General features: G+C 46.2%; 21 protein-coding genes. 3 read left to right on the forward strand and 18 right to left on the reverse strand.

The features are described 5' to 3' along the window. Positions 1 to 178: 178 nt before the first annotated feature. Positions 179 to 1,753 carry a lytic transglycosylase domain-containing protein gene (locus LZ23_RS17755; protein WP_045216374.1) on the reverse strand — a complete coding sequence of 525 codons (1,575 nt, stop codon included), beginning with the start codon at positions 1,751 to 1,753 and terminating at the stop codon, positions 179 to 181. A 993-nt stretch (positions 1,754 to 2,746) separates the two neighbouring features. Between LZ23_RS17755 and LZ23_RS17760 the strand changes: the two genes are divergently transcribed. After that, positions 2,747 to 3,484, forward strand: coding sequence for a TrmH family RNA methyltransferase (locus tag LZ23_RS17760; RefSeq protein ID WP_045216376.1), 738 nt, complete (start codon positions 2,747 to 2,749; stop codon positions 3,482 to 3,484). A gap of 28 nt (positions 3,485 to 3,512) precedes the next feature. On the opposite strand, the gene aroE is transcribed toward LZ23_RS17760, so the two are convergent. The 17 genes from aroE to LZ23_RS17845 form a co-directional block, all read right to left on the reverse strand. Continuing rightward, a complete protein-coding gene (gene aroE, locus LZ23_RS17765) occupies positions 3,513 to 4,313 on the reverse strand; it encodes a shikimate dehydrogenase (RefSeq protein WP_045216378.1) in 801 nt (266 codons plus the stop codon). An 80-nt stretch (positions 4,314 to 4,393) separates the two neighbouring features. Next, on the reverse strand, positions 4,394 to 4,948 hold the full coding sequence (locus LZ23_RS17770) for a 2-oxoacid:ferredoxin oxidoreductase subunit gamma family protein (protein ID WP_045216380.1): 555 nt from the start codon (positions 4,946 to 4,948) through the stop codon (positions 4,394 to 4,396). Further along, complete coding sequence (locus tag LZ23_RS17775) at positions 4,948 to 5,700, reverse strand: thiamine pyrophosphate-dependent enzyme (RefSeq protein ID WP_045216382.1); 753 nt, start codon at positions 5,698 to 5,700, stop codon at positions 4,948 to 4,950. Before LZ23_RS17775 ends, LZ23_RS17770 begins: the two co-directional genes overlap by 1 nt. Before the next feature lie 5 nt (positions 5,701 to 5,705). Continuing rightward, positions 5,706 to 6,758, reverse strand: coding sequence for a 3-methyl-2-oxobutanoate dehydrogenase subunit VorB (locus tag LZ23_RS17780; RefSeq protein WP_045216383.1), 1,053 nt, complete (start codon positions 6,756 to 6,758; stop codon positions 5,706 to 5,708). After that, positions 6,751 to 7,008 carry a 4Fe-4S dicluster domain-containing protein gene (locus LZ23_RS17785; RefSeq protein ID WP_045216385.1) on the reverse strand — a complete coding sequence of 86 codons (258 nt, stop codon included), beginning with the start codon at positions 7,006 to 7,008 and terminating at the stop codon, positions 6,751 to 6,753. The genes LZ23_RS17780 and LZ23_RS17785 overlap by 8 nt, the downstream gene beginning before the upstream one ends. Positions 7,009 to 7,310: 302 nt before the next feature. Next, positions 7,311 to 8,393 (reverse strand): tRNA preQ1(34) S-adenosylmethionine ribosyltransferase-isomerase QueA, encoded by a 1,083-nt coding sequence (gene queA, locus LZ23_RS17790; RefSeq protein WP_045216387.1) that lies wholly within the window; start codon positions 8,391 to 8,393, stop codon positions 7,311 to 7,313. 1,102 nt (positions 8,394 to 9,495) lie between these two features. Continuing rightward, on the reverse strand, positions 9,496 to 9,639 hold the full coding sequence (locus tag LZ23_RS24800; RefSeq protein ID WP_198146042.1) for a hypothetical protein: 144 nt from the start codon (positions 9,637 to 9,639) through the stop codon (positions 9,496 to 9,498). Between the two features lie 339 nt (positions 9,640 to 9,978). Next, entirely contained in the window at positions 9,979 to 11,052 is a 1,074-nt protein-coding gene (gene mqnE / locus LZ23_RS17800; protein WP_045216388.1) for an aminofutalosine synthase MqnE, read from the reverse strand. Continuing rightward, positions 11,045 to 11,941: a signal peptide peptidase SppA gene (gene sppA, locus LZ23_RS17805; RefSeq protein ID WP_045216390.1), complete on the reverse strand. Its 897-nt coding sequence runs from the start codon at positions 11,939 to 11,941 to the stop codon at positions 11,045 to 11,047. Before sppA ends, mqnE begins: the two co-directional genes overlap by 8 nt. Beyond that, positions 11,919 to 13,682: a 30S ribosomal protein S1 gene (locus tag LZ23_RS17810; RefSeq protein ID WP_045216392.1), complete on the reverse strand. Its 1,764-nt coding sequence runs from the start codon at positions 13,680 to 13,682 to the stop codon at positions 11,919 to 11,921. Before LZ23_RS17810 ends, sppA begins: the two co-directional genes overlap by 23 nt. Before the next feature lie 110 nt (positions 13,683 to 13,792). After that, entirely contained in the window at positions 13,793 to 15,094 is a 1,302-nt protein-coding gene (gene rimO, locus LZ23_RS17815; RefSeq protein ID WP_045216394.1) for a 30S ribosomal protein S12 methylthiotransferase RimO, read from the reverse strand. Positions 15,095 to 15,136: 42 nt separating this feature from the next. Next, positions 15,137 to 16,432 carry a phenylacetate--CoA ligase family protein gene (locus tag LZ23_RS17820; protein ID WP_045216395.1) on the reverse strand — a complete coding sequence of 432 codons (1,296 nt, stop codon included), beginning with the start codon at positions 16,430 to 16,432 and terminating at the stop codon, positions 15,137 to 15,139. A 108-nt stretch (positions 16,433 to 16,540) separates the two neighbouring features. Further along, entirely contained in the window at positions 16,541 to 17,269 is a 729-nt protein-coding gene (locus LZ23_RS17825) for an ABC transporter ATP-binding protein (RefSeq protein WP_045216397.1), read from the reverse strand. A gap of 25 nt (positions 17,270 to 17,294) precedes the next feature. Next, positions 17,295 to 18,071, reverse strand: a complete 777-nt coding sequence (locus LZ23_RS17830; RefSeq protein ID WP_045216399.1) for an ABC transporter ATP-binding protein — start codon at positions 18,069 to 18,071, stop codon at positions 17,295 to 17,297. After that, positions 18,064 to 19,032, reverse strand: a complete 969-nt coding sequence (locus tag LZ23_RS17835; protein WP_045216400.1) for a branched-chain amino acid ABC transporter permease — start codon at positions 19,030 to 19,032, stop codon at positions 18,064 to 18,066. The genes LZ23_RS17830 and LZ23_RS17835 overlap by 8 nt, the downstream gene beginning before the upstream one ends. A 2-nt stretch (positions 19,033 to 19,034) precedes the next feature. Then, on the reverse strand, positions 19,035 to 19,919 hold the full coding sequence (locus tag LZ23_RS17840; RefSeq protein WP_045216402.1) for a branched-chain amino acid ABC transporter permease: 885 nt from the start codon (positions 19,917 to 19,919) through the stop codon (positions 19,035 to 19,037). A gap of 740 nt (positions 19,920 to 20,659) precedes the next feature. Further along, positions 20,660 to 21,799 carry an ABC transporter substrate-binding protein gene (locus LZ23_RS17845; protein ID WP_045216403.1) on the reverse strand — a complete coding sequence of 380 codons (1,140 nt, stop codon included), beginning with the start codon at positions 21,797 to 21,799 and terminating at the stop codon, positions 20,660 to 20,662. Positions 21,800 to 22,175: 376 nt separating this feature from the next. Here LZ23_RS17845 and LZ23_RS17850 point away from each other — a divergent pair, with 376 nt between their 5' ends. Together LZ23_RS17850 and LZ23_RS17855 are read left to right on the forward strand one after the other, a co-directional pair. After that, positions 22,176 to 23,126 (forward strand): aspartate carbamoyltransferase catalytic subunit, encoded by a 951-nt coding sequence (locus LZ23_RS17850; RefSeq protein WP_045216404.1) that lies wholly within the window; start codon positions 22,176 to 22,178, stop codon positions 23,124 to 23,126. Continuing rightward, on the forward strand, positions 23,127 to 24,407 hold the full coding sequence (locus LZ23_RS17855) for a dihydroorotase (protein WP_045216405.1): 1,281 nt from the start codon (positions 23,127 to 23,129) through the stop codon (positions 24,405 to 24,407). Positions 24,408 to 24,469 lie beyond the last annotated feature (62 nt).

Raw genomic sequence — 24,469 nt, forward strand, 5'->3', positions numbered from 1 at the left:
GGCTGGTTTTCGCCATTGCTGCCTGTTTGACCAGCCCTGAGCCCGTTAGTCAAAATCAAGGATATGAAGACTGACTCTCGGCTACTTGAACAAACTACTGAATTTGACTTACGGACTTTTAAATCCTGTCAAGGCGCCCCTTATCAAAACTAAAAGTTTAAAAATTAAACAGATCAACCTACCTCACATAGACCCTCAAACTGTCACCCGGCCTGATTATCTGATTCCCTGAGATATTATTCCACCGTTGCAGATCACGAGGTTCAACCCCAAAGCGCCTGGCTATCCCCCAGATAGTGTCTCCTCTTCTAACCTGATATTCAACCTGCCGGCCCTGCTCCTGAGCAGCCTGGGTGGGCCCTGGAATGTAGAGCCTCTGGCCGGCTCTTAAGGATCTTGGATTATTAATACCATTGGATGCCATCAGGGTTGCCAGATTGACATTAAACTTTGATGAAATTTCTGAAAGAGTGTCTCCACGCTGCACAATATACGTTGCTCTGCGCTGGGCGTGGTCTTGTGTCGTTGAGGAAGCAACCTGAGCTCCAGATCCTCCAGCTGGAACAATTACATACTGTCCCACCCTCAGCAGATTGGAATTGGTGTTATTTACCGCTTTAAGCACATTGACTGGTACACCAAAGCGGTTGGAAATACGCCACCATGAATCACCTCTCCCGACCTGGTAACGCTGATAACCGGCAAAAGGACGTGAATCCGGGCTTTGTAAAAAGTTATTTGCCAATTCATACTGAGCAGCCGGGACCATGACATCAACCGCAGCATTAGATGGGCTGACCTGTCTGCGAAAAGCAGGATTGAGATGCCTGAAATCATCCCAGTCCATATTGCAGGCGTTGGCCAGGGCCAGAAGATCAGTTCCAGGCTGAACCTCAATTTCTCGCAGATCAGGTGCATTATCCCAGTTTATTGGCTCAAAGCCCAACTCTTCCAAATTATGCACAATCTTCAAAATAGCCAGAAACTTTGGAACATAGTTTCTTGTTTCTCTCGCAAGGTATGGTCCCTGAATCAGATCAAAATAATTGTCATGACCGCTCCTGACCATGGCTCTTGATACCCTTCCTTCACCAGCGTTATAAGCGGCCAGAGCGAGATACCAGTCATCAAAGTCATTGAACAGCTTTTCCAGATAGTCGGCTGCGGAATGGGTGGAAAGATATGGATTGCGACGTTCATCCATCCACCAGTCCACGCGCAGTCCATAATGTCTGCCTGTAGCAGGCATGAACTGCCATAAACCGGCAGCTCCAGCCCGGGAGTAGGCCCAGGCATTAAAACCACTTTCTGCAAAAGGCAGATAGATTAAATCAGTAGGAAGACCCCTTTCCTGAAAAACGCCCTTTATATAAGGCAGAAATGTTTCAGATCTCTTGAGCCAGTTTTCAAAGGTGTGCCTGTGGGTATGTGTGAACATCTTGAAGTAATTTTCCATAGCCTGGGTCTCCTGGGCATCCAGGAAAAAATCAAAACCTACCTCTGCATCCAGAACCTTTTCTTCAGTTTTAGTAAGGGATTCCTTCTGAAGTTCCTGCAACCTCTCAGGAGTCAGGTCCAGATTATCATGGTCCAGCATTCTGGATGCCAGATCAGCCTCAAAGGATAATCCATCTGTATCAGTTGCACGAGAAACCGAAGGATCGTCCGTTTTTTTGGACTTGTCCGCAGAAGTAGTCGCGCAGGCCATCAGCATAAATGTACTGATTACAACCAGAATAGTTCTTAAGATCATGGAAGTGTACTCCTCTCAGAATATTTATTGATATCTGTTTTCTGTTGTTGAATTATATTTTGAAAAAAAGATTACAGATTAGTGCTTCTAAGTAACTACAAACGTATATATAATAAATTCATAGCATTACGGTTTTACCATACAGATTGCTTCGGTCGCTTAGGCTCCCTCGTGGGTGACAGGTTTTCAGCAACCACATCCCTGACAACTCAGGTGTCATTGCGAGCGAGTCTTCGAGCGCGGCAATCTCAAACGCGTTAAGGCTATTACCTCTTTTTTTGTGGCTTAAGCCACATTTCAAAGAAGCGGCTGGAGCCGCAAGAACAAAACGTCCCCAGGCTGGAGCCTGGGAACGAGGTGTATGAGTTATTCACAGCTTCGGTCCCGGGCCGCCCGGGGGAGGAGCTTACAAGTAACTACAATCGTTTTGCCAATCAAATCAAATGCTTACACTTTTCACATTTTTATAATTTCTGCTTATGATTGATGCACATTTGCCAGAAAAGTTCCGTCAAAGATGGGAACTTTGCGCTTAGCAAAGGGACTGTCCCTCGCTGTGTAAATTTTTCCATTAAAACAAATCTCTACCAGGAACCAATTCAGCATCAATCTGTTTTATAGTACCTCGCGGGGACTGTCCCAATTTCCAAAAAAGTGACAGTTCTTCTGTGTGGAGGCGGCTTCCAGCCGCCTGGAATTAAACAGCCTGCAGGATGCAGGCTCCACTATAAAGACAGTTACTCACAGCTTCGGTCCCGGTCCGCCCAAGGTAAAGGGCTTTTAAAAAAGCATTGGACAGTCAACTTGACACAGGTGTTTGGTCTATTACATAAACACAGTACTGCTATTAGAAACCCGAAGAATTTGCAACAGATATTTTTTTCTCAGGTATGAAATGGTGACGCTCCCTACTGAGAGACAAGTTCGCCATTTATATTTTATGATATTTTTACTTACAGCTGTAGGTTACTAAAAAACAACCCTGGATTAAACATGAAAAACGACTTTCTCCCTGGCAGAAAGCCAGTCTATGAATTCATTTCAGCATCACCGGAACAAGTAGATCTCGTACTCGTCAAAAAGCCGGTTTCTAAGGAGTTCAACCGCATACTGGATAAGTGCCGCCAGCACAATATCAAATACCGACTGAGCTCTGCCCAGGAAATGGACAGAATTTTCAAAGGACATAATGGCATACTGGCCAGATTAAAAACAATTAAGAGTGCTGACGCAGATATGATTCGACTCAAAAGCTCAACCAGTCTTTTTCCAGTTGTGCTGGCTCTGGATCAGGTTCAGGATGCCGGAAACTTAGGAGCTCTTTGCAGGACAATGACGGCTTTTGGGGGCATGGGAATAATTACTCCCAAAGATAGAAGTGCTCATCCGGGTGCCGGAGCCATGAAAGCTTCTGCAGGAGCCATGACCCGCATAGATTTGGCTCAGGTCACCAATCTGGCCAGAACACTTGATGATTATAGAGACAATGGATTGTGGATTTATGGAGCAGTAGCCCGTGAGGGTACAAGCTGTTTTGAGATGGAATTTAACTTTCCTGCAGTATTGGTTTTGGGAGGCGAAGAAAAGGGCATCAGACCCAATGTTTTAAAACGCTGTCATGAACAGATACATATACCCATGCCTGGCGGATTTGAATCTCTTAACGTGGCTCAAGCCGGTGCCGTTATTTTAGGACAAATGCTCAGAATGACAACAGTTGCAGGAATATAGTGAGCAGCTTGAGCCTGGAATTTTCACTTCAACTCCCAAGCTTTTCACGCAACAGTTTCTCAGCCCATTCTGTATTCATTTTCTCATTAGTCCATATCCTGAATTGCTCGGCGGCCTGATGAACAAACATGGACAGCCCGGAAACAGCAACAGCTCCATTTGATGCAGCCTGTTTAAGCAACACTGTCTCTAAAGGATTGTATACCAGATCATAGACGACCTTAAAGGGCAGATTTTTAATTTCCCATGGGCTCAAATCCTGGTTTTGATTAGATGTACCGAGGGGGGTGGTGTTCACCAGCAAATCTGCTTCATATTTGTGTCGATCTTCCCATAATATATGATCCACCTTAAACTCTTGCGCCAGCTCCGCTGCCTTGCCAGTGCTGCGGTTGCAAAGACATATGGATTCTAAACCAAGTTTTTTAAGACCATATATTACAGATCGAGCAGCTCCTCCAGCTCCACAGACTAAGGCTGAATGCAAAGGCAAATGCTTTATTGGCTCCATAAAGCCGATAAAGTCGGTATTTGCGCCAACAAGTATTCCATTGTTATGGTATACAGTATTTACTGCCCCCATTGCTTGAGCTTCAGGAGTAATTTCATCCAGGAACTTTATTATATTTTCTTTATAGGGAATTGTGACACTGATTCCAGAGAGTGGCAGGATGCGCACTGAACGCATAAATGCTTCCAGATCATCCTGCCTGATCTCCCACTTGAAATAGCAACGCTGCATATTGTGAAGCTCAAAAGCACTATTATGCAGGTAAGGACTCAGTGAATGTCCCAAGGGGTAACCCAGCACCCCATAAGCCTGGTACATAAGCTGTATTACCTTGAGTGATTGTTATGTTTGTAAGAGTTTATCAAAAAGTTTTCCCTGTCCCGGTCCAGTTATGGTGACTAATTAGCCTGTTTGATAACTTCTGCACCTGCTGCAAGGGCTTCAGCATTTTTGGGGATAAGGTGACTGTAATGGGCTGATATAACATTGGTCAGACTTTTCTGCATTACATCCAGTTCAATGATGCCTGTGGCCGCAGCATAGGCCCCGAGAGCCACCATATTGGCCATGCGGGTATTGCCTATTTTATCAGCAATTTCATTGGCTGGCACTGCAAATGTTTTCACCCGGTCTTTGTCGGCAAGTTCCATATCCACGAGTGAAGAATTGATGATCACCAGACCCTGATCCTGCACCATGGGCTGAAATTTATCCAGAGACGGTCTGTTCATGGCAATCAGGCTTAACGGATTCTTAATTATGGGAGAACCGATATCCTCATCTGAAACAACTACTGTACAATTGGCTGTGCCACCGCGCATTTCCGGACCATAAACCGGTATATATGTCACGTTGAGACCGCTTTCCATGGCGGCATAGGCCAGAAGGTTGCCGATCAGCATAACCCCCTGCCCTCCGAAGCCGGCGATTATCGCGTCATTATATACTCCCATTATGCATCTCCTTCTAAGTCTTTATACACGCCAAGAGGAAAATACGGAATCATTTCTTCTGTAAGCCTTTTATTGGCAGCCGGAGAGGTCATTCTCCAGTTCGTTGGGCATGATGCAAGAAATTCAATAAAACCAAATCCTTTGCCGGCCATTTGAATTTCAAAAACCTTTTTCAAGGCTTTTTTGGCTTTCTTAAAGTTTTTAATATTATTTACCGCCACTCGTGCTGAATAAGTAACTCCTCCTAAACCAGCCATAATCTCTGCCATTTTCATAGGCTGCCCTTCACGCTCTGCACATCTGCCTCCGGGACAGGTGGTAGTTTGCTGACCGATCATGGTGGTAGGAGCCATCTGACCACCGGTCATGCCGTAAACGGTATTATTGACAAAAACTACAGATATTTTTTCGCCTCTGTTGGCTGCATGCATAATTTCAGCCAGCCCTATGGATGCAAGATCTCCATCACCCTGATAAGTGAAAACAAACTTGTCAGGACGGCTTCTCTTGACTCCGGTAGCTACTGCAGGTGCCCGTCCATGCGGAGCTTCTACAGCATCCAGCAGCAGATAATTATATATAAAAACCGAACAGCCAATGGATCCAACACAAATAGTGTTCTGGCCAAGGTTCAGTTCTTCAAGACATTGGGCAACAAGTTTATGTACTGTTCCGTGGTGACATCCCGGGCAATAATGGCTGAGCTTGTCAGCCAGAAGGCGCGGGGATTCATAAGCTAAAACTTCTTCCATTGTTCTCAACTCCTCAAAGCATCCCTGATGGGTTTTTCAAAATCATTGGGGGTAGGCAGATTGCCTGGAAGCTGTGCAAAAAAATCACTTTTGGCATATCCGCAGATAGATAGTCTTACGTCTTCAACCATCTGGCCCATATTATGTTCAATAGTTAAAAACTTCCTGCCCTGGTGAGCCAGGCTTTCCAGTATTGCCGATGGGAAGGGAAACAAAGTGATGGGCCTTACCAGCCCTGCTTTAATGCCTTCCTTGCGCAGCTTGCGAATGGTAGACTTAACTATGCGTCCGATGGATCCATAAGCAACAACAATCAGTTCTGCATCTTCTGTGAGAAATTCCTCGTAGCGACACTCTTTCGCTGCTCTTTGATACTTTTCCTGCAGCTTGAGATTATGCCCGGCCAAAGCTCCATCAGTAAGATGTAAAGATTTGAGAATTCTGGGTTCTCTGTCCATGGCACCTTCAAGCCTCCATGAACCCCCTTCAAAGGGATCTACAGCAAGAGGATCCCTGGGAGTAATGGGCTCCTGCATTTGCGCAATAATTGCGTCTCCCAGAATAAGTACCGGGTTGCGGTAGGCAAAAGCCAGCTCAAAAGCCAGAAAGGTCAGATCATAAGCTTCCTGAACAGTACCGGGAGCCAGGACTAAAAGCTTGTAATCTCCGTGACCACCACCTTTAACTGACTGAAAGTAATCACCCTGGGACGGCCCGATATCTCCCAGTCCAGGACCACCGCGATTCATATTGACAATTACACCGGGCAGTTCACTTCCTGCCATATAGGAAAGAGCTTCCTGCTTTAAAGACATGCCTGGGCTTGAAGAAGACGTCATGGCCCTTATTCCGCATGCAGCAGCTCCAAGCAGCATATTGGCTGCAGCAACTTCGCTTTCCGCCTGCACAAACTCTCCTCCTGTCTCGGGCATGGCCTTGGACATAAACTCTGGTATGTCATTCTGAGGGGTGATGGGATACCCGAAATAACACCTGCATCCAGCATCGAGAGCCCCTTTGGAAACAGCTATATTCCCTTTGATAAATATTCTACTCATCTATTTCCTCCGACAGATCATTTTCCTTGGAACTCTTTTTGGTCCGGTAAACAATAATTGCTTCATCCGGACAGATTTCTGCACAAAAGGCGCAACCTTTGCATCCTTCCATGTCACCATTCTTGACGCAAACAACTTTGTATCCCTGCTTATTGAAATTGTCCGACTGAATAAGGATTTCAGTAGGGCAAACCTCGGTACAGAGAAGACAACCTTTGCATCTCTCCTCACGAAACACTACTCGCGACATTGAATACCCCTATTTTGGTTTGTGGTTGAAAAAGCAAACTTTGGACAGGATTGATTTGCCCTTTCCAGTAACAGCTTAGACCTGTGCATGAAATACAGTGCCTGAGTCTCTTTTGCTCCTTAAATAACTTACCGCCTCAATCTTAAAGCAGAAAACAAGATTTTCTAAACCCTGACATGGGCCATAATACCCAAATTCCTAATTCTTCAGCCTACAGCCTTCAGCCTGCAACCTTCAGCCTGCAACCTTCAGCCTTCAGCCTTCAGCCTTCAGCCTTCAGTCTTCAACCTTCAGCCTGAAAGTCAGATAATCAACATGGCATCACCGTAGGAATAAAACCTGAAACCTTCATCCCTTGCTCTTGCATAGGCACCCATTACCATTTCTCGCCCGGCTAATGCCGATATCATCATAATAAGTGATGATCCTGGTAGATGAAAGTTTGTGATTAATTGATCAACAACCTGAAATTTATAGCCAGGATAAATAAAAAGATCAGTCCAGCCCTGGAAACCTTGTCCATTTGTAAGCTGAGCACTGGCGCTCTCGATAGTTCTAACTGTGGTAGTGCCCACAGCTACAACTTTCCTGCCCTCATGCCTGGCCCTTTTCACAGCTTGAGCTGAAGCAGCTGAAACCTCAATATACTCTGGATGCATCTTGTGCTGCCTGATGTCACTACTTCTAACCGGACTGAAAGTACCATAGCCAACGTACAGTGTTACTGCTGCCCATTCATAACCGGCTTTAATCAGGCTGTCCTTAAAGCCTGGAGTAAAGTGCAGCCCGGCTGTCGGGGCTGCAACTGATCCAAGCTTGCTATTACTGGAATAAACAGTCTGATATCTATCAGCGTCAACATGACTGTCAGGGCGCTGAATATATGGTGGTAAAGGCACATGTCCGCAGTCTACAAAGTAGCTCGCCAAATCACCAGTCCAGAACAGTCTGCCCTTTGTCCTGCCCATGGACAGATTTTGCAACACCGTGAAGCTGACTCCATGAGCAAAAAAGATCTTTTGTCCAATTTTGGGTCTTTTGGAAGCTTTCAGCAGACACTCAACCACTGCTGATTTTTCATAACCACTTTCCTGTGGTTTTATCAGTGGCAAAGGCGTTAGCAGCAAAAACTCCACCTTGCCCCCTGTATCCTTATGGCCATTGATTCGAGCTGGCAGGACTTTTGTGTCATTTACCATCAAAAGCGAACCAGGCTCAAGATGTTCAGCAAGTCTGCTGAAACTTGAAAGACTGACAGTAGTATTCTGCCTGTCAAGGACCATAAGTCTTGATTCAGACCTTTCAGAGCAGGGATGTTGTGCTATCAGCTTCTCATCCAGATCATATTGATAGCTTTCAAGCTTAAAATCTTCAGCATCAGGCATAACAAATACTTATATTCCAGAATTAAAAAAAAATCCATACATAATTCATACTAATGTTGGCTATATGCACAAGACTTTGAAATTCAGCACTATTAATTGGAGATTTGTAGAAGGAAGGAGGAGGAAGAAGGCTGAAGGCTGAAGGAAGAAGGCTGAAGGAAGAAGGGAGGAGGGGCGAGGGTGGTTGGTGAAAGTGGAAGGTGGAAGAAGTAAGAAAGAAGATAGAAGCACCTCACCCGGGCGGCCCGGGACCGAACCTGCGAGTAACTTATACCCCTCGTTCCCAAGCTGGAGCCTGGGAACAAGTGTTAATATACTGAAATTTGTAAGTGCCTGATTTTATTGCCAATATGATTCCAGTCACTTAGAAGCTCTTCACCCGGGCGGACCGAGACCGAACGTGTGAGTAACTGTCTTTAAAGTGGAGCCTGCATCCTGCAGGCTATTTAATTCCAGGCGGCTGGAAGCCGCCTCCACCTTGAAGAACTGTCACATATTTGTTCCCCTGGGGCGGCCCGGGACCGAACCTGCGAGTAACTGTCTTTAAAGTGGAGCCTGCATCCTGCAGGCTATTTAATTCCAGGCGGCTGGAAGCCGCCTCCACATTGAAGAAAAGTCCCATATCTGGAAATTGGGACAGTCCCCGCGAGGTACTATAAAACAGATTGATGCTGCATTGGTTCCTGGAAGAAATTTGCTTTAATGGAAAAATTTACACAGCGAGGGACAGTCCCTGTGCCAGGTGCAAAGTTCCCATCTTTGACGAAATTTTTCAGGCAAATGTGCATCAATCATAAGCAAAAATCATAAAAATATGAAAATTGTAACCGTCTGATTTTATTATCAAAACAATTATAGCTACTTGTAAGCTCTTCACCCGGGCGGCCCGGGACCGAACCTGTGAGTAACTCATACACCTCGTTCCCAGGGGATGTCTTACTCTTGCGGCTCCAGCCGCTTCTTCAAAATGTGGCTGGAGCCACAAAAAAATAGGTGTTCCCAGGCTGGAGCCTGGGAACAAGAGCAAATTTACTGAATTTTGTAAGTATCTGATTTTATTGGCAATACGATTGCAGGTACTTGTAAGCTTTGATCTGGAACTTTAGTGATGGCCCTCGTTCATGCCTTCCTTAATGCGGTAAATGGCGGCAGCCACCATGACCACAAAATACAGATAAATCCCGGTTACGCCAAAAAAACCTTCGGTTGTACTGCTCATCATGTCTCGAAAAAGTTCTACAAGCATGTCAGCCTCCTGTATTGACTTAAATGTACGTTACTTATTTCACTAAATAATCATCAGACCTGATCAATGTCAAGTAGTAGTTCTCATAACTGTTTATTGGTTTGCATATGGCGCGGGTAGTGGCTATTTCCAGCGCATATTATCGCCGCGCAGATACTGTTCACACCAATGGATGCATTACGCGTTTCAGAAAAGTCGATTGGGACAGTCCCGAAGCCAGGGAAATCCCTGTGCCCTGCTGTTATAATTAGATTATAACCTCACAATAAATTTTTATGTTTTCTCAAATGCGTAATGCTTCCACTCCAGGCCAGAATGAAAACTGCCACCATGCGTCACTCAGAAAGACTTACTAATACGGAAAAAAGAGTTTCTCTGCTCTGGTTCAAAACCTGCTTCCCGGATATATGACCGCAACTGTTCCATGGTCAGCCCCTTGGGAGTATCAGCACCTGCAGCATGGCCAATTTTTTCCTCTACAATGGTACCGTCAAAATCATCTGCACCATACCATAGCCCAAGCTGCGCAGCCTTTATGCCGCTGAAAGCCCAATAAGCCTTGATATGAGGGATATTGTCCAGAAATATCCTGGAAATGGCAGTCATTTTGAAAAAGTCAACTCCATCCGGCCCCTTTGCGTTTAGATCATTATAGCCTGGCTGGTAAGCCAGTGGAATAAAGCACAAAAAGCCCCCAGTCTTATCCTGAAGATCTCTTAAGGCCAGAAGATGATTAATCCTGTCTAACCATGTTTCCACATGGCCGAAAAGCAAGGTACAGTTTGTGGGAATGGATATCTTGTGCGCAGTCTCATGGATCTCCAACCATCTTTTTCCAGATACTTTTTCAGGGCATAATTTTTGACGCAGCCGGGGTGAAAAAACTTCAGCTCCCCCGCCAGGCAATGCATCTAAGCCGGCTTTGGAAAAATCCGTCAAGACCTGCTCATGGGTAAGTCCGTACTCATCTGACAAAAAAGCTATCTCCACAGCTGTAAATGCTTTGATCCCGGCTTTGGGACGCAGCTTGCGGACAGTCTTCAACATGTCAATGTAGTATTCATAGCCAAGATCAGGATTCAGGCCGCCCACAATATGAATTTCATCTATGGGTTCATCGGATCTGGCAAGAATCATGTCTTTGACCTGGTCTATACTCAGACTGAAGGCTCCAGGCTCTCCCGATCTTTTGCTGTAAGCACAGAATCTGCATTTGTTGGCGCAGATATTGGTAAAATTCAAATGCTGATTATATATAAAATAAGCTTTATTATTGTGAAGCCTGCTGCGCACCGTATGAGCTATACTGCCAAGATCGTGAATGGAAGCATTTTCCACAAGAATTAAGGCGTCTTCTGCTGAAATGCGCCCACCATCCATGACTTTCTTGATTACCGGTGTTGCACTATTCATAAGAAAAAACCCACCCTGGACCAAAAATTTCCTGTCTGAGGGAAAACTCTCCCACAATTCTTCTAAGCAGGGAAGTTTTTTGCTCAGGACCTTCCAGAAGAAAAACCTGATCTTTGATTTCAGCAAGCTCCCGCACTAAATCAACAGCATCATTCATGCCTCCCAGCTTATCCACCAGACCATTATTTAAAGCCTGCCTGCCGGTCATTGCCCTGCCATCGGCAAGAGAGGCCACAGTCTCAACATCCATATTCCTTCCAGCCGCAACATCCAGTACAAACTGCTCATGGAGATCATCCATGATTTCCTGGAAATACGCTTTTTCTCTGTCCGTCATGGGCCTGGTAACTGTACCTGCATCTTTGTATTCGCTGCTGTAAATCGCCTGGTCTTCAATCCCGATCTTACGCATAAGTTCCTGCATGTTGGTCAAGGTTGCCTTGACACCAATATTGGCTGTAAGAGTACCTGGATTAGCCACAATCTTATGCGCCGGGCTGGACAGATAATAACCGCCCGATGTAGCCATGGCACCCATGGACACAACTACTGTTTTTTCAAGAGCCAGATCCCGCACAGCTGCATATATCTCCTGCGAAGGAGCCACAACTCCGCCTGGAGAGTTGACTCGGATAACAACTCCTCTAATATGGTCCTTCCTCTTCAGCTCGCTGATCCAGTCCACAATATCCCGGGAGTCCGTTATCAGGCCGTTGACTTTGACAACACCTATTACTTGCTTTCCCCTCATCTTGGACTGTTCGCTGAAGAACAGGAAATTAAAAACGGCCATAGCCATCATAAAGATGACTACGGCCGTAATTATCATCATAAATCCAAATATAAGAGGATGCCTCTGGCTGAATTTATTGTGAGTTGTTTTCTCCATCCTCTGCTTCCAGCTTTTGTCGGATCAAGTCTCCAAGATTGCTTCCAGCAGGTGCGGCGCCGACTTTAGCTTTCTGTTCACCGCCTCGCTTCTTGTCTTCTTCTTCCTGCTGCTGCTTGATGGATAGACCCAGTCGTCTTTCATCTGCACTCACATGGATAACTTTGGCCTGAATTTCCTGGCCTTCTTCAAAGGACTCTTTGGGGCTTTTGATCTTTTTCTTGCTCATCTCAGAGACATGAACCAGCCCTTCAATCCCTTCTTCAACTTCTACAAAAAGACCAAAATCAGTGATATTGGTAATCTTGCCATTAACTGTAGTGCCTACAGGATAGTGATTAGGAACTTCAAGCCATGGATCCTCTGTCAACTGTTTGATGCCAAGGGTGAACTTTTCATTTTCCTTGTCCACCATAATCACCTTGGCCCTGACAAACTCGCCGTTTTTGAACATTTCAGAAGGGTGCCGGACTTTTTTAGTCCAGGACATGTCTGATACATGAATCAGTCCGTCTATTCCATCTTCAATGCCTATAAAAAGACCAAACTCAGTGATATTTTTGATGGGGGCTTCCAGAATAGTGTCTTTAGGATACTTTTCAGCGACCACATCCCATGGATTGGGATTAACTTGCTTCATGCCAAGAGAAATGCGTTTGCGCTCGGAATCAATGCCAAGAATGACTACCTCAACTTCATCGCCAGGCTTGACCATCTGGGATGGATGTCTGAGCTTCCGGGTCCAGGACATTTCAGAGATATGCACCAGGCCTTCTACACCGTCTCCCAACTCCACAAAAGCTCCATAATCAGCCAGATTGGTCACCTTGCCTGTGAATTTTTCACCCTCAGGATATTTCTCATGAATATTTTCCCACGGGTCAATCACTAACTGCTTCATGCCAAGAGAGACCTTTTTTTCATCCGGATCAAAACCAAGAACCTTAAGCTCCAGCTCATCACCGATCTGAACCATCTCCTTGGGATGTCTGATTCTTTTCCAGGACATGTCTGTTATGTGCAGCAATCCGTCAAGACCGCCAAGGTCAATAAAGACTCCGTACTCAGTAACATTTTTGACACGCCCTGTAACCACCTGCCCCTCTTCAATGGAGTTGAGCAGATCTTCGCGCATGGATTCTCTTTCTTCTTCCAATAGTACCCGGCGTGAAATAATTACATTACTTCTGCGGCGGTTAATCTTGAGAATCCTGAATTCAAACTCCTGATCCACAAGTGCATCCATATCAGGCACCGGCCTTAAATCCACATGTGATCCAGGTAAAAACGCCTCTAATCCGTCAAGATCTACATTATAACCACCCTTGATGCGCTTGATAATACGACCCTTGATAGTGGTCTCATTTTCAAGAATATCTTCAAGGTCATCCAGCAGCTTGACCCGTTTAGCCTTTTCACGGGACAAAGTGATGATGCCTTCTTTTTCGTCTTTGTTAGTTACAAAAACATCAATCTTGTCGCCTTCCTTGACAGTAACATTACCATCAGCATCTGTAAATTCAGCAACAGGAATCTGCCCTTCAGACTTAAAACAGACATCCACCAGGATATAGTCTTTTTCAACCTTGACCACTTCTCCTGTTACTATGCCGCCTTCCTGAACTTCACCAAAGTCTGCGTTGAGATAATCCTCCAGCGCGGATTCAAAGTCCATTTCCCCTTCAAAATTGTCGTTGTCAAAATTCTCGTTCACATCAGCCACGTTTTCTGTGTTTTGCATAAAAAATCCCCCTAACACACAAATAAATTTGTGCACATCTATCAGATAGTCCTGGAATTGACAACAAAAATAATGGGTGGTTTTGAAAATTTATATGAACATCAGCATGTTTAATCCTGCATGGCCACAAGGTCATAGTCCTTGGTCTCCTGGACCCTGGCCCTGACAATAGCCCCAGGTTCAACATCCGGACCGCTGACATAGGTAATGCCATCAATCTCCGGGGCCTGAAACCAGGTTCTGCCCATAAACAGCCCCGGCCATTCAGGATGAGGGATATCAACAAGAACTTCCACTTCTTTATCCTGATATTTTGCAAGCTTTTCACGACTGATATTTTTCTGCATGGACATAATCATTTCCGCCCGTCTGACCTTCTGCTCTTCAGGTACCTGTTCCGGCATTTCTGCAGCCCTTGTTCCCTCTTCAGCATGAAACGGAAAGACTCCAAGATGATTAAAGCCTACATTCTTCACAAAGTCGCAAAGATGTGCAAAGTGCTCTTCCTTTTCACCAGGATATCCGGTTATAAGAGTGGTTCTTAAAACAGCTCCGGGCAAAACTTGTCTAATTTTTTTGACAACTTCCATGGGATCCTGCCTGAAGGGCCTGCCCATACTTTTAAGAATATCTGGATGGGAATGCTGAAATGGTACATCAAAATAAGGCAAAAGTGGAGGTCCGGTCCGGGCCATGAATTCAAGAAAGGTATGGCTCAGCCCTGTGGGGTAAAGATACATAAGGCGCAGGCGCTGCAGGCCTTTCAATCCTGAAAGCTCTGCTATCAGCCCGGCAGCATCAGATGTTTCTGCGCTGTCGCGCCCCCAGGCTGTACTATCCTGGGCTACAACTATAATTTCTTTAATTCCCGAAGATATAAGCCACTGGGCTTCAGTTAAAATATCATCAGCATTTCGAGATTTCAGTCTTCCTCTGATGGAGGGAATGGTGCAGAAAAAACACTTGTTATTGCACCCTTCACTGATTTTAAGGTAGGCGTAGCTGTTGGGGGTACTGATGCGCCTTTGACAGGCTGAGGATGCAGGTTTGGCATTCAGGGCAGCAAGGATGTCTTGAGGCAGATTTTTCTGTCGGCTGATGGGTGCAAGCAAATCTGCTTCAGGCAACTCCATCTCTAAACTGTTTCCATATCTTGAAGGCAGACAACCGGTCACCACCAGCAGCGGAGATTTTTCAAGTCTTCTGCGCTCTTCATGAGCAGCGAAAATTACTTCAAGTGATTCCTCTACAGCAGGCTGAATAAAGGCGCAGGTGTTTATCAGTACCACATCGCAGTTTTGAATATCCGGGGCAGGCTCATAAGATTTACCCAGCCCGCCAAGAATATTTTCCGTGTCAACCAGGTTTTTTGGACAACCCAGACTTCTGGTAAAAACCCTGACTCTACTCATTTGGTATGATTTGCAGCAGCATAAGAACTTGCAATGAGATCATCAAAAAGTCCTTTTATCCACAACAGGTACGATAGCGTCTCCCTCATGCTTCATACTGGCAGGCTCAACAAGCCGGACCTCAAAAAACACCCCAAGCTCCATGGTCAGGCGCTGTTTGAGTGTCTCAATAAATCTCTGCTGCTCTTTGATCTTGTCCGGCACCAGCACATCTGCTTCAATCAGGACTGTGGCTTTGTCCAGGCGCCCCTCACGCTCAAGCACAATCTGATGGTTGAGATTCTTACCCTGCAATCCTGATAAAATGGAACTGATTTGCTCTGGAAATACATTTATACCCTGAACAATGAGCATGTCATCACAACGCCCGGCAATACGCTGCAAACGAGCAAAAGTTCTGCCGCAGGAACACTGGTCGTACACAATCCTGGTCAAATCTCCTGTTCTAAAGCGCACCAGGGGCAAGGCTTCTTTGGTCAGGGTGGTGATTACCAGTTCACCTGCCTGTCCGGGCTCTACAGGTTCTAAGGTAACGGGATCAATAACTTCGGGCAGAAAATGATCTTCATTTATATGCATGCCCTTTCGTTCAAGACATTCACCCGCAATACCCGGCCCCATAAGCTCGCTCAGTCCATAATTATCTGCAGCAGTAATTTTCAGCCTGTCTTGTATTTCAGATCTTGTTTCTTCAGACCAGGCCTCTTCACCGAACAAGCCAGTCCTTAGGTTCAGGGCATTGACATTAATGCCCATTTCATCAAGCCGGTCCGCGAGATAAAGGGCATAACTGGGCAGACAGACCAGAGTGGTAACATTGTAGTCCTGCACTATACTTATCTGCCGACTGGTGTTGCCGCTGGAAACAGGAACAACAGCTGCACCCATTTCCTCGGCCCCGTAGTGAATTCCAAAACCGCTGGTGGACAACCCGTAATTATAGGCAACCTGAATGACATCATCCTTGGTTACGCCCCCGGCCATGAGCACCCTTGCCGCGAGCTTAGACCAGCGATGTATATCATTTATTGTATAGCCCACAACTACTGACTTTCCCCGGAGACCGTATGTGCCATGCAGCCTGACTACTTCCCTCAGCGGTACTGCAAAAAGCCCGTAAGGTGCATGGTGGGCCAGGTCAGCCTTGGTTGTAAATGGCAAATTAATCACATCGCCAATAGAGTCAAAGTCATAAGGGTCAATTTTCAGATCAGCAAACTTCTGACGATAAAACGGAACATTCTTGGATACCCTGGTCAAAACCGATTGCAATCGCTCCAGTTGAAGGTGTTCAAGATCTTGCCGGTTCATGCACTCATATTTTTTTTCAAAATACATTAATCTTTCTCCATTACCAGGCCATCACCCGCAATACTGGCTGCAGACGGGTAATATGCATTACAGAAAATTTGAACATATGCAGTTGCAAAGTAAAATCCAGCCCTCTTAACTTTCCTGATCCCTTCCGAGATAAGCACGCTGAACATCATTATTGCGGGCCAGTTCCTGAGAAGTTCCCTGTACGATAACTCTGCCTGTCTCAAGAACATATCCTCTGTCAGATATTTTGAGAGCAGCTCTGGCATTTTGTTCTACCAGCAATACTGTAACATCTAATTCGTCCCGCAACTTGGAAACATGCCTGAAGATCATCTGGGAAACTGCAGGAGCAAGCCCCATGCTCGGCTCATCAAGCAGGAGCAGTCTTGGCTTGGCCATTAATGCCCGGCCAATGGCCAGCATCTGTTGCTCACCACCTGACAGGGTGCCAGCAGCCTGGTTCCTGCGTTCTCCAAGAACCGGAAACATGGTGTAAATTTCCTCAATATCCTGAGAAATAGCTCTGGATTTACCTAAGCTGTAACGATGGTAGGAACCAAGAAGCAGATTGTCTTCAACCGAAAGAGGTTTGAATACCAGCCTGCGCTCGGGCACCTGGGATACACCAGTCTTAACTATTTTATCGGGTTTTTGCCTGCTGATCTGCTGCCCATCAAATACTATTGTCCCGCTTTTGGCTCGTATCAGGCCGGATACAGTGCTGAGCAAAGTGGTCTTGCCTGCCCCGTTGCTGCCGATCAGGGCAACGATTTCTCCCTGATCCACGTGCAGTGACACCCTTTTTACCGCATGTACATTGCCGTAAAAAACATCAATATTTTTAATAACCAGCATATTACTCAGCAGTCCTTTATATCCTTTAGTCCTCGCTTCCGAGATAAGCCTTGATGACTTCGGGATTATTCTGAATTTCTCCTGGTGTTCCCTGGGCTATGACCTGACCAAAGTTAAGAACAGTTATGTAATCACTGACATTCATGACCAGATCCATATCATGTTCCACCAGTACAATCGTGATGTTTAATTTTGAACGGACATTGGCGATAACCTCGGCCAGGGACCTGGTTTCTTTTGGGTTGAGCCCTGCTGCCGGTTCATCGAGAAGCAGAAGATCAGGCTTTCCGCAAATGGCCCTGGCAAGTTCAAGAAGGCGCTGTTTTCCATATGGCAGATCTTCTGCATTTTGATTCCAGTCTCCCTCAAGACCCACAAACTTCAACTTTTCCATAGCCGCATCCCGGCATTTTTTTTCCTGGGAAAAATAGCGAGGTGTCTTGAAAACAGCATCCAGCATGGAGTAGCTGAACAGATTGTGAGCACCAGTCATGACATTTTCCAGAACTGTCATGTGCGAAAAAATTTCCAGATTTTGAAACGTACGGACCATACCCCATGCTGAGCGTTCATGAGTCTGTGCCTGAGAAATATCTTGAGACTTGAAAGTGATGGTTCCTTCTGTCTGAATAACCATGCCGGTCATAACATTGAGAAGGGTTGTCTTTCCTGCTCCGTTAGGCCCAATGAGGGCAGACACTATGCCTTGAGGTACATTGAAGCTGACCCCGCTCAGGGCCATAACTCCTCCAAAGCGGACATATACATCTTTACATTGCATCAAATCAACGAAGTCAGACATCCTTGCCACCCTTGGAATGCCGGCCCATAAAAAGGCCTGCAAGTTTACTGAAGCCACCAACTATTCCAGTGGGCATGAACATCATGCACAAAATTAGAATCAGGCCGTAAAGAATGGTTTCAAGTTCTTCGTACATACGCAAAAACTCCGGCATGGATGTCAGAAACAGAGCTCCCAGCACCCCTCCCCACACACTGGACATACCTCCCAGTACTGCCATGACAATAAGTTTGATGGAAAAATGGTAATCAAAAGACGATGGGGCCACAAAACTCAGGTAGTGGGCATACAATCCCCCTGCTGTGGCTGCAAATAATGCTGAGAGCACGAAAACGAACAGCTTGAACCTGGCCACATTGACACCCATGACCCGGGCTGCGTTCTCGCTGGAGTGGATGGCCTTCAGGGCCCGCCCCGCCCTGGAATTGATAATATTTAAAGATATTATAATGACCAGAGTCAAGACCCCGGTGACAAGATAATAATAGTGCAGATCAGAATAAAAATAATGCCCCAGAATATTGAACCTTGGAATGCCGACAAAGCCTGATGGCCCTCCGGTAAAGGTAATGGCTTCATTGAGGCAGATATATACAATCAGCCCAAAACCCAGAGTAGCCATGGCCAGGGACAGAGCTTTGAGCTTCAGGGCGGGTATGCCGATGACAACAGCCACCACAGCGGACAAGACAATACCCACTGCCATGCCAGCGAACACCGGCAGTCCATAATTTGTGGTCAAGATAGCGGAAGTGTAAGCTGAAATTGCAAAAAAGGCAGCATGGCCTATGGAGATCTGGCCTGCATACCCCAGAAGAAGATTAAGTCCTACAACGCCAATGGCGGTAATGCCTGAAAGGATCAAAATGCTCAGGTAGTAGTCATTGGTCAGGACCCAGGGAAAACCATAGGCAATAACCACAAATACAATAAAAGCAAATAAACTTTTTCTTCCCTCCATTGTCAAACCCTCTCGATTTCGGCTTTGCCGAAAATGCCTGACGGTTTAACAAACAGAATGGCCAGCAAAATTATAAAAGCAAAGGCATCTTTAAAGGCCGAAGATATATATCCGGCCCCGAAGGCCTCCAGAACTCCGATCATCAGACCTCCAGCTGCAGCGCCGAATGGATTGCCAAGTCCTCCCAGGATACAGGCAGCAAACCCCTTGAGGCCAAGGATAATGCCTACATCATAAGAGGTCATGGTAATGGGAGTCAGGATAACTCCTCCAATGGAACCTACCAGAGCCGAAATGGCAAAAGAGAACATCACCATGCGGTCAACACTGATGCCCACGAGGTGTGCAGCCTTTTGTTCAAAAGAACAGGCCAGCATGGCTTTTCCGAAAATTGTCTTGTTAAAAAACTCCCGCAAACCTGCCAGAACCAGCATGGTGATGCACAGAATCCATAGGCTTTGAGGCATTATGGAAGCACCAAAAAAGTCGATAATGTTTTCCTGTCCGAAAAAGGGCGGCAGGACATAAGTGTCTTTACCGAGGAACAGCATAACCATACCCCGGATGAAAATGGACACCCCTATGGTGATAATGATGATATTTATTACATGAGCCCCCTGAACAGGACGAATTGTCAGGCGCTCCATGCAGACACCGACAATGGTGGTGCAGGTTATGGCCAGAACAATGGCCGGCATAAGACCGGCTCCCAGAGCGCTCATAAAAAAGACCGAAAGCATTCCCCCCATCATAACAAACTCACCTTGAGCAAAGTTAATGACCCTGGTGGCATTAAAGATGATGGTAAATCCCAGGGCAGTCAGTCCATATGTGCTGCCAACGGTCAATCCGGATATGAGGTATTGAAGGAAACTGCTTAGATCCATAATTTGGTTAGGCTTATCGCTAACTTGAGAGTTAAAAGTTCTGGTTTCTGGTTCTTGGTTCCTGGTTCCTGGTTCCTCGTTCTTGGTTCCTCGTTCCTCGTTCTTGGTTCTTTGTTCCTGGTTGAACGTAACCTGAAAAGACGACTGGGGACAGTCCCCGTGCCAGGCTATAGTGCAACTCCACTGTCTACTTACAAGTAACTTGACCGTATAATAAATAAATTCAGAATATTATGCTTTTACCATACAGATTACTTCGGTCGCTTAGGCTCCCTCGTGGGTGACAGGTTTTCAGCAACCACATCCCTGACAGCTCAGGTGTCATTGCGAGCGAGTCTTCGAGCGCGGCAATCCCTAACGTGCTAAGGTTATTTTCCTCTTTTTTGTGGCTCCAGCCACATTCTGAAGAAGCGGCTGGAGCCGCAAGAACTAAACGTCCCCAGGCTGGAGCCTGGGAACGACGGGGTATAAGTTACTCACAGGTTTGGTCCTGGCCAGCCCGGGTAAGGAGCTTGCAAGTAACTATAAAAAACTGGACCCCGGATCAAGTCCGGGGTGACGGTTAAAGCAAATTTTTACTCTTTACCGTCATTCCGGCGAAAGCCGGAATCCAGGTTTTGATAGGTATAAGCTACTCGCAGGCTCGGTCCCGGGCCGCCTTAGTGAGGAGATTAGAACTCAACTCCCTGATACCTGACTTCTGATCTCTGCCCCTTGACCTCTGATATCTGACCCCTGACTTACTCTGAAACAATCACCCAGTCCTGATCCTCAATAACAGCCATTACAAAAGAAGATTCATCAAGGCCGTTATGATCCTCAGGAGACATGTTGAAAATGCCGCCAGTTCCCACAAAACCCTGAATTTTCTCCAGATTGTCTCTAATTGATTGTGACTCTGCAGACTCGCCCATTTCAATAGCCTCTTTTATGAGCATCAATGCATCCCATGCGTAACCTCCAAAAGAGGACACAGGGGTGTTGAATCTGCTCTCATAATCTGCAATATATCTTGTAAGCAGGTCTTTCTGCGGATGATCATCCGGGATCTGATCAGCTACAGACAGACGGCCAAGGGGTAAAAGCAAACCTTCAGATGCACTTCCGGCCAGCTCAATAAAACGCCTCGAAGCAACTCCATGACTCATGTATAGAGGTACATCCAACCTGAGCTGGTGTCTGTTGCGAGCAATGACTGCCGGGCCGGGGTTGGTTCCCCAGCAGATTATGGCATCCGGACTCAGGTTTCTGATTCTGGTCAGCTGGGAAGTCATATCAGTGTCCCTGGGGCCGTAAATTTCATCAGCTACAAGCTCAAAACCCAATTCAGGTACAAGCTCTCTTAACACTTCCCTTCCTGCCTGGCCAAAACCGTCGGAAACTGTCAAAATAGCAATGCGGTTATGCCCCTGTTCTCTGGCGTGATTCAGAATTCTGGTCACGGCATGGCGGTCGGATTGTGGGGTTTTAAATATCCAGGGATTAATGGGATTGACAATGCGCTCGGCTGCAGCCATGGACACCAGAGGTATCTGTGCCCGTGCAAAGTTATTCATGATGGCCAGGGTATTTCCTGATGTTGTGCCCCCGATTGCTGCCTGAACCCGATCGCGTCTGATCAGCCTGTCTGCGGCAAGTACTGCGTTATTGACCTCTGTTTCATCATCATAAATAATAATTTCCAGCTTCTTGCCCAGAATGCCGCCATCGGCATTGATCTGATCTTCAAGCATGATTAGAGTGTTGCGCTCCGGTTCGCCGAGAAAAGATGCAGCTCCGGTCACAGACACCACTGCCCCTATCTTTATTGAGTCCTGGGCACTGGCAATTCCCACAGTCATCATAAGCAAAATCGATAAAAACATCAGACATTTTTTCATGAACCTTCCTCCCCGTTGTGTTTGCCGAATAAAAAGCCCTGGAAAAAAAGCCAATTCCAGGTCTTTTCACCCGCAAGCTGGTTTTTTGACTTTTTATCGCGCTGAGGTCAAGACCTAAACCGCTTATTGAGATGATAATTTTTAATCACTTGCATGACCATAGTCCTGTTTTTGCCGATAAAAGGGCTGATTTATATCGTAAAAGGCAGTCTACTGATACAGCTTGACATTACGTATAATATCCTTGCGCATGAGTAGGTTTTGGTATAAAATCTTTACGGCTTGCGAGCATGACCCACAAACAGCCACAAACTTTGAACAAACAGCTACCACCATTTTTTTGTAAAAAACGCTCAACTGACACAAAAGGTGAATAATGAACTGGACTCACAAGGACCTTCTGGACATTGAGTCTTTGTCTATCGAAGAAATCCAACATATTTTCCACACTTCATCCAGATTCATTGAGATCAATTCCAGGAGCATCAAAAAAGTTCCCATCCTCAAGGGAAAAAGTGTTGTTCTTTTCTTTGCCGAACCGTCCACCCGCACCAAGACTTCCTTTGACATGGCTGCTAAGAGACTGTCCGCGGACAGCTTTTCTCTTGCTACATCAGGCAGCAGCCTGAAAAAAGGCGAGAGTCTTAAGGATACAGTACTCACCCTGCAGGCCATGAAGCCTGATGTCATTGTCATGCGCCACAACTTAAGCGGGTCAGCCGGCTTTATTTCCAAGCACCTCAAATGCAGCGTCATCAACGCAGGCGATGGATGGCACGCCCACCCTACCCAGGCTCTTCTGGACGGCCTGACCCTTAACCAGGTATGGCACAGCAACTTTACCGGTAAAAACCTGCTTCTTCTCGGCGACATAGCTCACAGCAGAGTGGCAAGATCAGATATCAAACTTTTCACCAGACTGGGATGCAATGTGCGTATCTGCGCTCCGAGAACACTGCAGCCTTCGGGTGTGGATACTTGGCCGGTTAAAGTTTACAACAATCTAATTGATGCTTGCAAGGGGGTTGACGCTGTCATCAGTTTACGCCTCCAGCTTGAACGTCAGAAAGCCGGCCTTTTGCCTGATATCCGGGAATACGCCTCTCGCTATTGTCTGTCACGACACCATCTTTGCAATGCCGGGCCGGATGTTCGAGTCATGCACCCGGGTCCCATTAATCGAGGCATTGAAATATCATCAGAGCTGGCAGACTCAAAAGACAGTCTGATTCTGGATCAAGTTGAATCCGGAGTTGCCGTGCGTATGGCTCTGCTTTTTCTATATTGCACTGGCAACAAAAATGAACAGGAAATTCAGGAGGATTAAATGGCAACTTTAAAGATAACAAATGTTTTCCTGAATGATCAATCCGGCACTCTGATAATTAAAGACAATACCATAGACTCATTTGTTCAGGGCCGGATGAGTTTGGACTCTTCAGATAATACTTTCGACGGTAAAGGGTGTACTATCATGCCTGGCCTCATTGACGTACACGTCCACCTTCGTGAGCCAGGCTTTGAGTATAAGGAAGACATAAATTCAGGCCTTGGCGCGGCAGCTGGTGGAGGGTTCAGCAGGGTTATGGCCATGGCCAATACAGCACCGGTCAATGACAACTCAGCAGTCACTAAGCTGATGCTGGAAAAAAATCAGGTCCATCATCCTTACGGGCCTTATGTGCATCCTGTGGGCGCTCTGACCAGAAATCTCCAGGGCAAAGAGCTTGCTCCACTGGCAGAACTCAAGGATGCCGGATGCAAAGCCTTTTCCAATGACGGTCTGCCGGTTCAGGATAACGAGCTTTTCCGCAGGGCCATGGAATACGCTTCCGACTTAGATATGCTGGTCATCGACCATTGTGAAGATTCTTATCTTGCTGCAGACGGAGTAATGAACGAGGGCAGGCTGTCAGGATATCTCGGGCTAAAGGGCATACCCACAACTGCTGAAAGTATGCAGGCCGCGCGAGATATTTTGCTTGCAGCTTATCTTGATACACCCGTACATCTTGCTCATATAAGCTGTGAAGAATCTGTCGAGCTCATTGCCTGGGCCAGGGAAAAGTCCATTCCGGTAACCGCTGAAACATGTCCCCATTATCTTGTATGGGACGAAGAAGCTGTTCAGGGCTACAACACCCTGGCAAAGGTTAATCCCCCCCTGCGCACCAAAAAGGACGTTCTGGCCTTGCGTCACGCAGTTAAAAGCGGTGTTATAAGCATCATTGCAACTGATCATGCTCCTCATGCAGACTTTGAAAAGGAAGTACCTTTTGCCCAGGCCCCTAATGGAATATCAGGGTTAGATACAGCTCTAAGCATCTGCCTGCAGCTGGTCAGGGACGGGGTCATCAATCTGTCCGATCTTTGCGGACTGATGTCTCACAATCCTGCCCAACTATTTGGATTTCCTGTAAACAGATTTTCCAAGGGAGATCCTGCTGATTTTATACTGGTTGATATGGAGAAAAAATGGAAGGTCACTTCTGAGAGCATGCTTTCAAAGAGTAAAAATACACCCTGTCTTGGCCAGACATTACAGGGACGGGTTATGGCCAACTATATCGGCGGTCAAAAAGTTCTTTCCAGGCTCGATCATTCCTGATTTTCACTGATAATTCAGATTTCCTGCAACTGCTGTAACCAAAAAAATAATGCAGCCAGCAG

The sequence above is a fragment of the Desulfonatronovibrio magnus genome (assembly GCF_000934755.1).
In the GTDB taxonomy this organism is placed as follows: Bacteria; Desulfobacterota; Desulfovibrionia; order Desulfovibrionales; family Desulfonatronovibrionaceae; genus Desulfonatronovibrio; species Desulfonatronovibrio magnus.

What these genes read in the sequence shown, in the direction of transcription:
- LZ23_RS17825 (WP_045216397.1), bottom strand. Translation starts at nt 17,269, where the DNA reads ATGCTGGTTATTAAAAATATTGATGTTTTTTACGGCAATGTACATGCG.
- LZ23_RS17775 (WP_045216382.1), bottom strand. Translation starts at nt 5,700, where the DNA reads ATGGAAGAAGTTTTAGCTTATGAATCCCCGCGCCTTCTGGCTGACAAG.
- LZ23_RS17755 (WP_045216374.1), bottom strand. Translation starts at nt 1,753, where the DNA reads ATGATCTTAAGAACTATTCTGGTTGTAATCAGTACATTTATGCTGATG.
- LZ23_RS17840 (WP_045216402.1), bottom strand. Translation starts at nt 19,919, where the DNA reads ATGGATCTAAGCAGTTTCCTTCAATACCTCATATCCGGATTGACCGTT.
- aroE (WP_045216378.1), bottom strand. Translation starts at nt 4,313, where the DNA reads ATGTACCAGGCTTATGGGGTGCTGGGTTACCCCTTGGGACATTCACTG.
- LZ23_RS17780 (WP_045216383.1), bottom strand. Translation starts at nt 6,758, where the DNA reads ATGAGTAGAATATTTATCAAAGGGAATATAGCTGTTTCCAAAGGGGCT.
- LZ23_RS17835 (WP_045216400.1), bottom strand. Translation starts at nt 19,032, where the DNA reads ATGGAGGGAAGAAAAAGTTTATTTGCTTTTATTGTATTTGTGGTTATT.
- queA (WP_045216387.1), bottom strand. Translation starts at nt 8,393, where the DNA reads ATGCCTGATGCTGAAGATTTTAAGCTTGAAAGCTATCAATATGATCTG.
- rimO (WP_045216394.1), bottom strand. Translation starts at nt 15,094, where the DNA reads ATGAGTAGAGTCAGGGTTTTTACCAGAAGTCTGGGTTGTCCAAAAAAC.
- LZ23_RS17770 (WP_045216380.1), bottom strand. Translation starts at nt 4,948, where the DNA reads ATGGGAGTATATAATGACGCGATAATCGCCGGCTTCGGAGGGCAGGGG.
- LZ23_RS17810 (WP_045216392.1), bottom strand. Translation starts at nt 13,682, where the DNA reads ATGCAAAACACAGAAAACGTGGCTGATGTGAACGAGAATTTTGACAAC.
- LZ23_RS17760 (WP_045216376.1), top strand. Translation starts at nt 2,747, where the DNA reads ATGAAAAACGACTTTCTCCCTGGCAGAAAGCCAGTCTATGAATTCATT.
- LZ23_RS24800 (WP_198146042.1), bottom strand. Translation starts at nt 9,639, where the DNA reads ATGCTTGTAGAACTTTTTCGAGACATGATGAGCAGTACAACCGAAGGT.
- mqnE (WP_045216388.1), bottom strand. Translation starts at nt 11,052, where the DNA reads ATGAATAGTGCAACACCGGTAATCAAGAAAGTCATGGATGGTGGGCGC.
- LZ23_RS17850 (WP_045216404.1), top strand. Translation starts at nt 22,176, where the DNA reads ATGAACTGGACTCACAAGGACCTTCTGGACATTGAGTCTTTGTCTATC.
- LZ23_RS17785 (WP_045216385.1), bottom strand. Translation starts at nt 7,008, where the DNA reads ATGTCGCGAGTAGTGTTTCGTGAGGAGAGATGCAAAGGTTGTCTTCTC.
- LZ23_RS17830 (WP_045216399.1), bottom strand. Translation starts at nt 18,071, where the DNA reads ATGTCTGACTTCGTTGATTTGATGCAATGTAAAGATGTATATGTCCGC.
- sppA (WP_045216390.1), bottom strand. Translation starts at nt 11,941, where the DNA reads ATGGAGAAAACAACTCACAATAAATTCAGCCAGAGGCATCCTCTTATA.
- LZ23_RS17820 (WP_045216395.1), bottom strand. Translation starts at nt 16,432, where the DNA reads ATGTATTTTGAAAAAAAATATGAGTGCATGAACCGGCAAGATCTTGAA.
- LZ23_RS17855 (WP_045216405.1), top strand. Translation starts at nt 23,127, where the DNA reads ATGGCAACTTTAAAGATAACAAATGTTTTCCTGAATGATCAATCCGGC.
- LZ23_RS17845 (WP_045216403.1), bottom strand. Translation starts at nt 21,799, where the DNA reads ATGAAAAAATGTCTGATGTTTTTATCGATTTTGCTTATGATGACTGTG.